At 46.3% G+C, this 12,950-nt stretch carries 9 protein-coding genes; all 9 read right to left on the bottom strand.

Annotation, left to right across the window (positions count from 1 at the left end):
- Nucleotides 1–79 precede the first annotated feature (79 nt).
- The 9 genes from CHH60_RS01270 to CHH60_RS01230 all read right to left on the bottom strand — a co-directional run bounded on the left by CHH60_RS01270 (nt 80) and on the right by CHH60_RS01230 (nt 12,618).
- Nucleotides 80–1,066, bottom strand: a complete 987-nt coding sequence (locus CHH60_RS01270) for a glycoside hydrolase family 43 protein (RefSeq protein ID WP_095357506.1) — start codon at nt 1,064–1,066, stop codon at nt 80–82.
- 70 nt (nt 1,067–1,136) lie between these two features.
- The gene (locus tag CHH60_RS01265; protein WP_441339370.1) at nt 1,137–2,171 is read right to left on the bottom strand and encodes an endo-1,4-beta-xylanase; all 1,035 of its coding nucleotides are present in this window, start codon (nt 2,169–2,171) and stop codon (nt 1,137–1,139) included.
- A gap of 60 nt (nt 2,172–2,231) precedes the next feature.
- Nucleotides 2,232–3,788 carry a glycoside hydrolase family 43 protein gene (locus CHH60_RS01260; protein ID WP_095357504.1) on the bottom strand — a complete coding sequence of 519 codons (1,557 nt, stop codon included), beginning with the start codon at nt 3,786–3,788 and terminating at the stop codon, nt 2,232–2,234.
- Nucleotides 3,789–4,628 carry a carbohydrate ABC transporter permease gene (locus CHH60_RS01255; protein WP_255247771.1) on the bottom strand — a complete coding sequence of 280 codons (840 nt, stop codon included), beginning with the start codon at nt 4,626–4,628 and terminating at the stop codon, nt 3,789–3,791. It abuts the gene before it with no gap.
- 112 nt (nt 4,629–4,740) lie between these two features.
- A complete protein-coding gene (locus CHH60_RS01250; RefSeq protein ID WP_095357593.1) occupies nt 4,741–5,706 on the bottom strand; it encodes an ABC transporter permease in 966 nt (321 codons plus the stop codon).
- A 128-nt stretch (nt 5,707–5,834) separates the two neighbouring features.
- Nucleotides 5,835–7,511 carry an extracellular solute-binding protein gene (locus CHH60_RS01245; RefSeq protein WP_095357502.1) on the bottom strand — a complete coding sequence of 559 codons (1,677 nt, stop codon included), beginning with the start codon at nt 7,509–7,511 and terminating at the stop codon, nt 5,835–5,837.
- Between the two features lie 178 nt (nt 7,512–7,689).
- A complete protein-coding gene (locus CHH60_RS01240) occupies nt 7,690–9,231 on the bottom strand; it encodes a response regulator transcription factor (RefSeq protein WP_095357501.1) in 1,542 nt (513 codons plus the stop codon).
- On the bottom strand, nt 9,221–11,044 hold the full coding sequence (locus tag CHH60_RS01235) for a sensor histidine kinase (RefSeq protein WP_095357500.1): 1,824 nt from the start codon (nt 11,042–11,044) through the stop codon (nt 9,221–9,223). Before CHH60_RS01235 ends, CHH60_RS01240 begins: the two co-directional genes overlap by 11 nt.
- A 47-nt stretch (nt 11,045–11,091) precedes the next feature.
- The gene (locus CHH60_RS01230; RefSeq protein WP_095357499.1) at nt 11,092–12,618 is read right to left on the bottom strand and encodes a response regulator transcription factor; all 1,527 of its coding nucleotides are present in this window, start codon (nt 12,616–12,618) and stop codon (nt 11,092–11,094) included.
- Nucleotides 12,619–12,950: the final 332 nt, after the last annotated feature.

Below are 12,950 nucleotides of genomic sequence, written 5' to 3'. Positions count from 1 at the left end.
CCAAAAAAGAAATTTTTAAGGGCGGCTTCAAGGTATGATTATATAACTAGGGAGGCCCGTGAGGCCCCCCTTAAACTTGTTATTTTTCCGGGTATGGATCAATCATGCGAATGGTTCCATCGGAGTTATACGTCAGTTCGGCAAATTTGACACAGCGCTTGTAATCGACTCCACCGGACAGAGAACAGTCATGATAAAATAAATACCATTTATCCTTAAATTGAACAATGGAATGATGTGTTGTCCATCCCAAAACAGGCGGTAATATGGTGCCCTGGAATGTGAATGGTCCCATAGGATTGTCACCTGTAGCATATACCAGCTTGTGCGTTGTTCCCGTGGAGTAAGACAAGTAATACTTGCCATTATACTTGTGCATCCATGGTCCTTCGAAATATCTGCATTCTTCGTTGCTGGCGGTAAGCGGCTTGCCTTCCTGATCCACGATTACAATTTCCAATGCTTCCGTAGACATAGAGAGCATATCCTCGCTGAGCTTGGCAATTCGTGGACCAAGCGCAGGCGCATCCGGAGCAGGACCTTCGGCATCTTCCACGTAGCTTCCCGTCTGCCACTTCTCCAACTGACCGCCCCACAGGCCGCCAAAGAGCATGTAGGCTTCGTTGTCCTCATCAATGAATACGGCAGGGTCAATGCTGAAGCTGCCTGGGATGTACTGCTCCTCCGGTTGGAATGGACCTTGGGGAGAAGAGCTTGTTGCTACACCGATCCGGAAGATGCCATCATGATCGCGTGCGGGGAAAAACAGATAATATTTTCCGTTTTTGTACGCAGCATCTGGCGCCCACATCTGACTGGATGCCCACGGGACATCCTTAACGTGCAGCACTTCACCGTGATCCACGACCGGTGAATTCAGATCGGCCATGGACAATACATGATAATCCTCCATTTTGTATTGGTCTCCGTTGTCATTCACCGGACCGTCATGATCCAGATCATGAGATGGATAGATATAGATCCGATCTTCAAAAACATGTGCTGATGGATCTGCAGTATAGATGTGGGTGACTAGCGGTTGATGCGGTTTAGGCACTTCAGACATTCAAATACTCCCTTTCAAAAGAGATGATTCAATTTCAAATTTATTTTCGGACGCTTTAACGATATAAGTATCACTTTTTCTCCATTGCAGCACGCTTCGGAATTTGAGCGACGCGCTCATAAGCCGGTTTGGGAACATGCGACTCATCGAACAAGAATGGCCAATTTTTCCTGCCTCTGACCGGGAAATGATCAAGCCAGGTATAATCATCGGCTGCTCCCCAGAATGTGACGGCACTGATGTGTTCACGATATTCGTAAAGGAGACGGAAAATGGATTCATAACGCTCGGCTTGCAGTTCCAGCATCCCCCTCTCAGGACGAGTCAGGTCCGTACGTCGGTCGTCAAAGCGAAATACCGATACGTCAAGTTCAGTGAGCTGAAGCTGAAGGCCAAGCTGGGCATAACGCTCAATGGCAGCACGCATGTCGTCCAGCGTGGGGTCGTATAAATTCCAGTGTGCCTGCAAACCTACCCCATGAATCGGTACGCCTTGGTCCAGCAGTGAACGGACAAGTCGGTAGATGCGCTCCCGCTTATGCGGGTTGGACTCGTTGTAGTCGTTATAAAACAATAGAGCCTGTGGATCTGCTTCATGAGCAAACTCGAATGCTTTCCCAATAAAGTCCTCCCCGACAATATCCAACCATTTGGAAGGCCGCAGAAATGCACTTTCATCATTCTCATCAGAGATGACCTCATTCACAACATCCCAGCAGTAGATCACATCCTTATATCTGCCGATGACAGTCTGAATATGCGAGCGAAGCCGTTCAAGCAGTAGATCCCGCTCCGCCTTTTCGCCCATTTCGTTTTCGAACAACCAATCGGGAGTCTGATTATGCCAGACCAGCGTATGTCCTCGCAGTGCCATGCCTTGCTCTCTGGCAAATGCAGCTATGACGTCTGCGTTCTCGAACGTGTACAGATTCTCCTCCGGGTGTAGGCTTGAAAATTTCATTTCATTTTCTGCGGTCAAGCTGTTGAAGTGGTAGGCCAGCAGCGAGCGCTGGCTGTCGATCGTCAGGGGATTAACCGCTGCACCGATATGAAAAGCATCCTTATATAAAGCCTTCAATGATTCCTCTTCACGCCTGGATTCCATAATTCCCCTCCTCCTGATTACCGAATAAGTAATATTAGTTCGTCTCGTTAGATCAGTTAGCTAGATTTCATAATCGAACCAATCGAAGCGTGCAGGTGTATGACTTGCCTGGCCGTTGCCCGTGGCATATAACCCGACTACCGCTCCGGTAAAGCACATTTTATGCACAAAGTCCTCCGGAGAGATGGCCCGTGCTGAACCCGTGCCAAGACTTACCCAGTCCTGTTCATCCAAGGAGCAGCTCAGTTTATACTCCGTCTCCGTTGATTCAATCCGAAGAAACAGCTGCTCAGCTTCAGTCTCATTCTCGTACACGATTTTCGACTCTCCACGTACCGTCAGACGGGCAAAAATGAGGTTGCGTCCTTCCGACCTTTTAACACCAAGCTCATAATGCGCATCCTCATCCCGGCGAATGCACATGCCCGCTTCTTCTCCATCAGCAGTCGGCACAAATGTCATGCTCGTTGTGTAGCAGGCCTGAAGATGCTGCTGTCTACGGCCAATAAACGTAATCTGGCCAACGTCGCTGAGATTTGCCTCCTGCCCGTAAAGTGTCAAAGAACCCGGATTATCCGTTATGGAGCATGCTCCTTCTGACGGATTGCGCACAAACATCCACTGCGGACCCAATTCTTCATTGAAGTCATCCCGGCCTGCAACAATTGCTGCATTACCATCCGCTTGAGAAGGAACTGACATCGGCATACGCTGAATCGTCATGTCCAGGCTTACCGTGCCTTCATTGTTGTCAATGTGCGGCCAGCCCTCATTCCAGACAACCGGCGCAAGGAATGTTTCGCGTCCAAGCACGCTATATCCGTCTTCTGTCAAGCGGACGCCAAGGAATACAGCCCACCATTCCCCGTGATGATCCTCCACCAGATCGGCATGGCCCAAATACTGGATTGGGTGGTCCAAATGGCGGTGAGTCAGAATCGGCTCTGGATACCGTTCGAACGGACCATACGGATGTTCGCTGCGACCGATGATTTCGCGATGCTCCTTGGCCGTCCCTCCAGAAGCAGACATCATATAGTACATCCCGTTGATTTTGTACAAGTGCGGCCCCTCGGTCCACGGTCCACCGTCTCCGTGCCATACTACCTGCGGTTCGGATAACGCCTCTCCTGACGTAATGTCGATCTCATATTGAATGGCATGTGAATCGTAGTCCGCTCCTTGCTGCGCCGTAACATACACTTTTCCGTCATCGTCAAAAAACAGTGAGGGGTCGATTCCCCCATACGGAATGCGAATCGGATCAGACCATGGTCCGGCAGGGTTGGTTGCCGTAACATAGAAGTTCCCGATACCTCTAACATCTGTCGTGATCATATAAAACGTACCTTCGTGGTATCGAAGCGCAGGTGCGTAAATCCCGTCCGAGCTCTTCTGACCAGTCAAATCAAGCTGGCTCACCCGATCCAATACGTTGCCGATCTGCTCCCAGTGAATCAGATCCGGGCTCCGGAAAATCGGAACTCCCGGAAAATACTCAAACGAACTGCAAACAAGGTAAAAGTAATCCTCTGCCTTCACAATGCTCGGATCCGGATAAAAACCAGGAAGAATCGGGTTCGCATAGCGAATTTGTTGTACTTGAAGCTGTGACATTTATTCCTTCACACTCCCTACATTAAGTCCTACGACAAAGTATTTTTGCATGAACGGGTATACAAGCAAAATCGGAACGGAAGCCACAATGGTCACGGCCGCACGAATGGAAATTGGGGTTACCTGAGTCGAATGCTCCGCCCCTATACCATTGGCTACGGAAGGATTGCTGTTGGCGTTCATACTGGAAGACAACAATTTCATCAATTCGTATTGCAGTGTGCTGAGCTCTTGACGAGACGACGTGTACAGAAAAGCATCAAACCAGGAGTTCCATGCCCCGACGGCAACAAAGAGCGCAATGGTCGCCAGCACCGGTTTACATAGCGGAAAAATAATTTTCCAGAAAATCCGGAAATCTCCTGCACCGTCTATTTTCGCAGATTCAATCAAGCTTTCGGGTATGGTGTAAATATAAGTACGAATGACGATCAGGTTAAACGCACTTACCAGTGATGGCAGGACATACACCCAGAAGGAATTAATCAAATGCAGATCCTTCATCAGGAAGTATCCCGGAATCAGCCCGGCATTGAAATACATGGTCAGTACAAAAATAGTTGTAATCAGCCTACGGAAAATATAATCGCGCCGGCTCAGCGTATAGGCCAGCATGGTGGTCAAGAAAATATTAAGCAGCGTAGAAAGTACGGTCCGCGCAACTGAAACCAAAAACGCATTATAGATCGTGCCCGAAGCAAAAACTGCTTTGTAATTCTGCAAGGTGAAATCACGAGGCCATAAATATAAGCCTCCCCGAATGGTGTCATTCCCTGCATTAAACGAAACTACAATGGTGTTTAAAAATGGATACAGCGTCACAATTACGAGCACGATCATGAAAATCGTGTTAAAAGTGCCGAACAGAAACGGTTCAAGGCCTCTGGCACCAGGACGGCGTGCAGAAAGCGCCGATGTATTTCCTAAACCGGACAATGGTGTTTTTTTCATCTTATAAGAGCCTCTCTTCCCCAAGCCGCTTGGCTGTCCAATTCGCTACAAGCAACATCGTAATGCTGACCACGGTCTTGAATATACCGCCTGCAGTCGCAAGCGAATAGTTACCCTGTGCAATCCCGTATTTGAGCACAAAGATATCAATCGTTTCTGCCCAGTCAACAACCAATCCGTTACCCAGCAAATATTGAACTTCGAAACCGGCCTCTAGAATATGCCCGATCGACATAATCAACAGGATGACAATGGTAGGCTTGATTCCCGGCAAGGTGACATTCCACATTTTTTGATAACGGTTAGCTCCATCAATGTCGGCAGCTTCGTACTGTGCCGGGTCGATCGAGGCCATGGCCGCCAAATAAATGATGGTACTCCATCCGACTTCTTTCCAAATGTGGGAGCTTGCAACAACGCCCCAGAAATACTTGCCTTCCGTCAGCCATAGAATAGGCTCATTAATTAAATGCAATTTCATCAGGATATCGTTGATAATACCGTCAGAAGCGAGTGATGTCGCTACGATTCCGGTAACAATAATCCATGATAAGAAGTGAGGCAGATACGAGATCGTCTGCACTGTCCGCTTCCACAGGACCTTCTTGATCTCATTAAGCAGCAATGCCAGAACAATAGCGGTTACAAAACCCAGAATCATGTTGATGATACTCATGGCTAGCGTATTGCGAAGCACTCGCAAAAAATTGTCATCGGTAAACAAAAACTGGAAATGCTTAAATCCTACCCACGTCTGCTGTGAGAAACTCCGTGCCGGTTTATAATCCTGAAAGGCCATCGTCCAACCCCATACAGGTACGTACGCAAAGACAATAATGTACGCAAGCAGAGGAACAGACATCCAAATGAGTTGTCTCTGTGCTTTAATATTCTGCCAAGTAATCCGCCTGATTTTCGGTTTTTTCTTCGGGCGGAGCGGCTTGGTACCCACTACAATTTCCTCCATAATATCAAGCTCCCTATCCATCTTTATAATCAAAGGAAAACGTCGAAACAACCAGAACACATCTGCAATAACCATGTTTCAAAAGAATCAGGAAGGAAGGTTATCTTCCTTCCTGACATAAGTTGTTTTTATTTCACAGACCAGTTATCAATTCTCCACTTCAACACTTCATTGATACGATCTTCATATGCCTTGATGTCAAGCTTTTGAATCTCGGAAACGTATTCGCTCCAAACATTGTCAAACTCTGATGTACCGGCCAAGATGGCTTTTGGCAAATATTTGGTCGACAATTCGTTCAACTTCGTATTGGCAATCTTGGCTGGAGATCCCTCTACCACATCGACAGACCAAGCAGGGTAAGTCACCGGATTCTCTGGTGGAGCACTGAAGAAATCGACATAACTGTTGAAACCATATGCATCCAAAACTTCCTTATCAAACGGTTTCAAACTTGCCTGGTATTCTTCTGGCTGATTACTTGCCGAAGTTGCGTTGCCATCGCTAAAGTACCCTTCCGTTTTCGGCGCAGTTCCATAAAATGCGTCAGCTTTGTTGGCAAGCTTCCAAGCAGCATCCGATGCATTGTCGCGTTGTTCTTGTGTTTTCATGAAGCGGCCTTCTTCATTGACATAATAGTCTTCATCCACAATGCCCCAAGTGAGTGTTTTCTGCCATTCTTCCTCCATCAGTTTATCGAGCACTTTGAGGATTTTTACAGGGTCTTTGGCACTCACGGTAATACCGAAACCATTGTTGAGATTCAGTGCTGCGCGGTCACGATAATAGTCTTTGGTGCTGCTGTCATACACAAGCGGGAAACCTACATAAGTGCGTTCAATTTTGTCTTGCGTTATGAGAGAATCTTCCGCGCTTTGGAAATTCCAATGTTGATCGAACATGCCGAGTACGGAACCACTGGACAATTTGGCCATATATTGGTCGTAGTTCTGTGCAAACGCTTCCTTATCAAGCAAGCCTTGGGCATTGATTTCATTTAGCTTCTGATAGTACTGTTTGGCATAATCCTTATCGGCGAAGATCTCCGCCTTGCCATCGTTGACAACCACTCCGCCATCATTCGGATGACCGATCAAATGCTGAGGCGGGTTCAACAAGCCCCAGTTTTTCCAGTCATAGTTCAGGACCTCAAAACCGATGGTCGGCTTGCCGTCAATAGTCGGATATTTCTCTTTGTATTTCGCGATCAGGTCGAAGTATTCATCCAGTGTTTTTGGAGTTGGGTAACCGAACTCTTTCAGCACGGCTTTCTGAATCCAGAACGCGGGACCGCTGTAATAGGTGTCAGCTACTTCGCCGTTATATGCACCATAGTTTGGCAGGTAGTAGATATGTCCATCATTCGGGTCCTTCATTTGATTCCAGTACTTCTCGTAATGTTTTTTCAAATTCGGGGCGTGTTCTTCAATCAGATCTTCAAGCGGAATGACTGAACCTGCAGCTGTCAGTTTGGTATCAGCTGAGATCAGGTCTGGATAATCCCCACCAGCAATCATAACGCCAAGCTTTTGGTTTTTGTCACCGGCCAGAAATTCGAACTTGAATGATACGCCAAGCTCATCCTTCATTTTCTTGTAAATCTTGTTGTCAGCGGTTGGCTGCTGTCCGGCCTCGTTAAGGAATACCGAGATTTCTATCGGATTGTCAGGCCCTACCTCTGTACCACTTCCCTCTTCTCCGCTGCCTGGGTCACTTGTACCGCCGGAACAACCAGCCAGTACAACGCTCAGTGACAACAACATGGTTGCCCCCATACGGAAAAACTTCTTTTTACTTTCCCCCATAAAGCACCTCCAAAGTTTGATTACGCCTTCATGAAAGCCCTTTCATTTGAATAATTTCATTATAAATTTAATGGTAAATGGAAAATACACCCGAATTATAGCTCTTTCCGAGAAAAACTCAGGTTTTCATTCTATAATCTATAGATTCAACCGTACGCGATTTTATAAAAGGATTTTGTTAGACATGTTTCTTATATTCATTCGGAGACATGTTCAGCCTTTTCTCAAACTGCTTCAAAAAATGATGATAGGTGGAATATCCAACTTTTTCCGAGACCTCGCTATTTTTGTATTGATTCATTTGGAGTAAACGGCAAGCTTCCTCAATCCTCAAATTATGTAACAGTTCATTGAAACCAATGCCATTTTTTCGTATAAGCAGCTGTCCTAGGTAGGCTGGATGCAAAAAGAAACGCTCGGCAAGCATTTTAATGCTCAACCCTTCCCGGTAGTGTTCATGAATGTAATCATTGATATCCTGTACAATACCCTGCGCTTCGGAAGCATTCTCCTTAAGCAAAAGTTCAAAACAGACTCGCCCGCACGATTGGAGCATGTCGATCAGATCATTCCATGTCAGCAGGCGTTCATCCAGATTGGGAATATCGAACAGACGATTTGGAGCACCGGAATCCTGTGCCAGTTCGGCTCTCATATATGCTCGAATTTCATGAAGTAGGTAGATCACGTATTTGCGGGCCTCCTCCGGGTGAACTCGTAACTGGCGAAAAGATTGCTCAATATAATCCACTGCTGACTTGTAGGCATCGTGGTCGATGAGTTGAAATGCCCCCAGAATTCTCGCCGTGAGTTCAACCTGATCATCATGTCTTTGGAACGTAAGATCCTTAAGGCTCTCATAGTCCATCACGCCGTTCCTATTCGTTTCATAAAAGGTATGCAGGAGCGCTTTTTCTGCTGTGACCTTGGACTGATTAATGAAAAGAAGTGAAGACGCCGCTTCACCAATGGCTATAAAAGCATGAAAGTCCGCCAGACGGCGTGCCAGTTCCTCCAATCGCTGTCTGGCTGTACTGCTCGTGCCTTGGGAGGCTGATTCAGCACTCCCAAACACGATGGAAACCAGATCATTTCGCAAGCGAATCACATACATGGATTTTGACCTGTCCAAAAATTCCGCAGCAACCGTGCTCCACCTGCAATAATCCTCTGCCGCGATCTGAACGAGGCATACATTCCAAACATGAGAGGAGCGCGACAAGGACTGCAGTACACCCGCAGCTTCTGTGGATAATTCTTTGCCTGTTAGAGCCTCCTTTATCGCCAGATTTTCCTTCTCTCTCTGTGCCACCTGCCCCACGTATAGTTGTTCCCGCTCCTTAGCCAGTTCCTGTCCCATCTGACGGATCTCTAGCTCGGCCTGTTCCTCATCCAGTGGTTTAAGTAAATACCGGGAAACTCTATGTTTGAGTGCCTTTCGTGCATAATCAAAGTCACTGTACCCTGTCAGGATAATGAATTTGGTAGACTCGTTGCCCCTGCGTCTCCACTCCGCAATCATCTCCAGGCCGTTCATCACCGGCATATGAATATCAACCATGACCAGATCGGGCTTCAGCTCCTCCATTTGTTTCAGGCCCTCCGAACCGTTTCCGCAGACCCCGCACACCTCAAAGCCAAGGTTCTCCCATGGTATCCATAACTGCAGGCCCTCAAGCGCCAAAGGCTCATCGTCAATTAACAACACTTTAAATGCCATCGTCCACGCCTCCTTTTACATCCTGACGTTCCAGCAATTGCAATGGGATTTCAAAGGATACCTCAGTTCCCTCCCCGATCCTGCTTACCAGGTTAAAATTCACTTTATCGTCGTAGTACAATTCAAGACGGCGATATACATTTCGTATTCCAATATTGTATCCGCCGCTCTCTTCCTTGCTTCGCATGTGATACAGAACCTCTTGAAGCCGTTCCTTGTCCATACCCTTTCCATTGTCAGATACAACAACACGCAGATGCTCGTTCACAATTTCAGCTTGAATCTTCACATAGCCAAGCCCCTCAATGGCCTGAATGCCATGTTTGCAAGCATTTTCCGCCAGCTGTTGGATACTCATTTTGGGTATTTTATATCGCCTTGCCTCTTCAGTAATGTCAATATAGTACTCGAACTTGTCCCGGAAACGGAATTTCTCAATACCCAGATACATAACCGTAAAGCTCATTTCCTCCTCCAGCGTGACCACATCGTCCTTCCAATTCAACAGACGGCGAAGCAGCTTGGACAGATCCTTGATAATATCCTTCACGTCCACATAGTTATTCTTGGTGCTAACCACAAGCAGCGCATTCAACGTATTGAATAAAAAGTGAGGATTCATCTGGCTTTGCAGCAGATTAAGCTCAGCTCGAATGCGCTCAGCCTCCTGGCTTCGCTGCTGAATTTCAAGCTTGTACACATTGTTGATCAATGAATGGATTCGTGCTGTCATCATATTGAAATTGCTAATCAAATGCCCAATCTCGTCATGCCCACCATCCATGTTAATTAGTTCGAATTTCTCGTTACCCACCTTCTGCATATGTCTCGACAGCCGCTTAACACGATAATTATAGGAACGGAGCATGACATAAATGAAAATGGAAGTGATCAGCGTAATAATCCCGGCCAGCATTCCAAAGTAAAGCTGCATGGATAACATCGCTTGTTTGACACGCGTTTCCTGAGGAACACCAATAAGCTTCCAGCCTTTCACATAACTAGCACTACCAATTGGAACGATATGCAAGTCTTTGTCTGCCGCTTTGCTCATATCAAACAAAGCATAACTACTCTCCATCTCGCCCTGATACTTGTCATCCGCAGATACAATAATTTGATTCTGGGCATTCACCAGATACAGATCCAGAGAACTCTTTTCTCTGGCAATCACATCATAGAAGCGACTTACGTAGAAATCGATGCGTACCAACTTCTGATAAGAGTTGTCGGCGTTGTAGTAATCCATTTTTTCGATCACGCTTAAATACGAAGAGGTTGCAGCACGATCATTCGTTGCCTGATCACGGTATGCAAGCACTTTCAGGGTTTCCCCAGCGGCTTTCCACTGCTCGAACCAGGTTCCGGAGCGTACGTCGTTGTCCAGAACATAATAATCCCCGCCAGGCACAATGGTCGGATTTTCGGTGTAAACCCCTATTCGCTGAATTTGGTTGTTCACAGGAATATAGGAAGTCACCCGATGACGAAGCTGATCATCGAGTGTGTTATAGAAATCCAGTTGACTGTCATACACCCGATCCATGGATTCGCTCAACAACTTGTCCGTAATCAAGGCATGACTAACGGCGACGCCACCATCAATCATGGTATGAATATCCTTTCTTGCACGCTCCAATGAGATTTGTAAATTCTGCTCTTCCCGTTCCTTGATCAACCCTGACATACGATCCATAAACAAAACATTGCTTACAAGGATAGGAAGTAAAATACCAATGACATATATCAATATAAATTTGTAATTCAAGGGTATATCGTTCACGATGCTGCGAAAACGGATTGTTCTGAACATGTTTGCTATCGCCATCCTTCATTCGTACTTCTCATCTCTAGGGGGATCTATTGCTGCTTACGATATGCAGAAGGTGCCATGCCCGTCATTCGCTTGAACTGACTTACAAAATAGTCTGCATTCGGATAACCAGACTGTACCGCAATGTCAGCAACGCATGCGCAGCTTTGGCGTAATAGCCTTTTCGCTTCCTCAATCCGTTTATCGTTTAAATATTCCCGAAACGTTTTGCCCGTCTGCTGCTTGAATGCCTGCCCCAAATAATTGGCGTTCATATGAAATTGATGTGCGAGCTCCTGAAGCTGCAGCTTCTTACGGAATTCCTGATTGACATATTGCACCACACGAAAAATGGTGCTGCATTCCTTTTCTTTTCTCTGCTGCTGCAGGGCCTCCAAAGCGTTCAAACATAACACACGTGCATAATCCCGAAATGCTGGATAGGAGTCGATTTTAGTAATGCCGCCTGCCTTATTTTGAACGTGAAGCATAAAACTGCCCATATCTCCATCCAGCTCTTTCAACTCCTTGAGAATACTCATTTCAAGGGCAAGCAATTGAACCCGGACGTATTCCATATTGGAGAAGGGCAATCCTAGGTCAGAATCTGCAAGAAGTGCTTGAATCTTCCCTTCCAACCTATCCTGTTCACCAGAAAGAATGACTTCCATCAGACCGGCTAAAGCTTTTTGATTTACGCTGGCCAATGGGTCACTCTGCGGCAGATCCTGATGATGAACAAATCCGCCCCCTCCCTGATAACGCTTCCATCTCAGAGCGAACAAAGCTTTCTCGTAGGCTGATCGCATACCAAATTCTGTGCCCGAATGATGTCCAACGGCGACAATCATGGATGAATGACCAGCATAGGTCTCCGCCATATTTCTGCCCATTGACTCAAGGAGCTTCAAGGAATTATCGATGTCAGCAGCAAACACTCCGAGGTTTCCTTCAGCATCCACAAAAGGTTCCGACCAATGGACACCACCAAAAGCATGTATTCGCCCTTTCACGTCATCTTTACTGATATCCGTGGCAATTAGAAGACAGGCCATATTCTCTTGACCTTCCATTTGCAGCATGGTATTCACTTCGTCCTGCAGCTCCATGCTGACTTCCCCTTGAATCAGGCGATCAAACAAACAATTCACATACAGGGCACGATCACGCTGGTGTATTTCAGCCGAAATCTGTTCTTCCTGAATTTTACGGCCCATCTGTTCCAATACGTTTTCTATCTCGATCTCATCTATAGGCTTGAGTAAGTAGTCCTCTACTCTCTGCTCCAACGCTGTTTTTACATACTCGAAGCTATCATATCCACTTAATATAACGAATCGGGGTGCTTTGATCAGTTCATGCTTGGAACGGTCGATCAGTTCCAGGCCACTCACAGAGGGCATATGAATATCTGTAAACACCAGATCCGGTTGAAGACTTTTGATCATGGACCAGGCAGCGTTCCCATTCTCCGCCTCACCACAGATACGAAAACCGTATTTGTCCCAATTCACCATGGTTCTCAGGCCTTCGAGCACCCACGGCTCATCATCCACCAACAAAACATTCATCATTCGTATTCCCCCTCTTCAGTAAATGAAGCATGCATCGTGTTTGATAGCGAACTTATAATGTTTTAGTTCTTACAAACCAATACTATCATATGCTTAGCTTCATTAAAGCTAATAAATGCGTCGAATCTTCTCTCGTGATGGAAAGAGATTCAACATATCTGAGCAATCCCCAAGTCTAAGTGACTATAATAATAACTGTGTAACATTATAATTATCCAGAGCTTTCAGCACATATACAACATACAATACTTGATATAGCAGCCAAAGCTTTACTATTTGATAGTAAATAATGAATACTACGACATGTTCACAGTGGTAACGAAGAGATCTGC

The organism is Paenibacillus sp. 7523-1, assembly GCF_002276415.1.
Taxonomy (GTDB): Bacteria; Bacillota; Bacilli; order Paenibacillales; family Paenibacillaceae; genus Paenibacillus; species Paenibacillus illinoisensis_A.
The sequence above is the reverse complement of the archived record's forward strand: the minus strand, read 5'-3'. Positions and strand labels throughout refer to the sequence as shown.

Coding starts and splice junctions, on each gene's coding strand:
- CHH60_RS01245 (WP_095357502.1), bottom strand. CDS start 7,511: ATGGGGGAAAGTAAAAAGAAGTTTTTCCGTATGGGGGCAACCATGTTG.
- CHH60_RS01235 (WP_095357500.1), bottom strand. CDS start 11,044: ATGTTCAGAACAATCCGTTTTCGCAGCATCGTGAACGATATACCCTTG.
- CHH60_RS01270 (WP_095357506.1), bottom strand. CDS start 1,066: ATGTCTGAAGTGCCTAAACCGCATCAACCGCTAGTCACCCACATCTAT.
- CHH60_RS01240 (WP_095357501.1), bottom strand. CDS start 9,231: ATGGCATTTAAAGTGTTGTTAATTGACGATGAGCCTTTGGCGCTTGAG.
- CHH60_RS01260 (WP_095357504.1), bottom strand. CDS start 3,788: ATGTCACAGCTTCAAGTACAACAAATTCGCTATGCGAACCCGATTCTT.
- CHH60_RS01265 (WP_441339370.1), bottom strand. CDS start 2,171: ATGGAATCCAGGCGTGAAGAGGAATCATTGAAGGCTTTATATAAGGAT.
- CHH60_RS01230 (WP_095357499.1), bottom strand. CDS start 12,618: ATGATGAATGTTTTGTTGGTGGATGATGAGCCGTGGGTGCTCGAAGGC.
- CHH60_RS01255 (WP_255247771.1), bottom strand. CDS start 4,628: ATGATCGTGCTCGTAATTGTGACGCTGTATCCATTTTTAAACACCATT.
- CHH60_RS01250 (WP_095357593.1), bottom strand. CDS start 5,706: ATGGAGGAAATTGTAGTGGGTACCAAGCCGCTCCGCCCGAAGAAAAAA.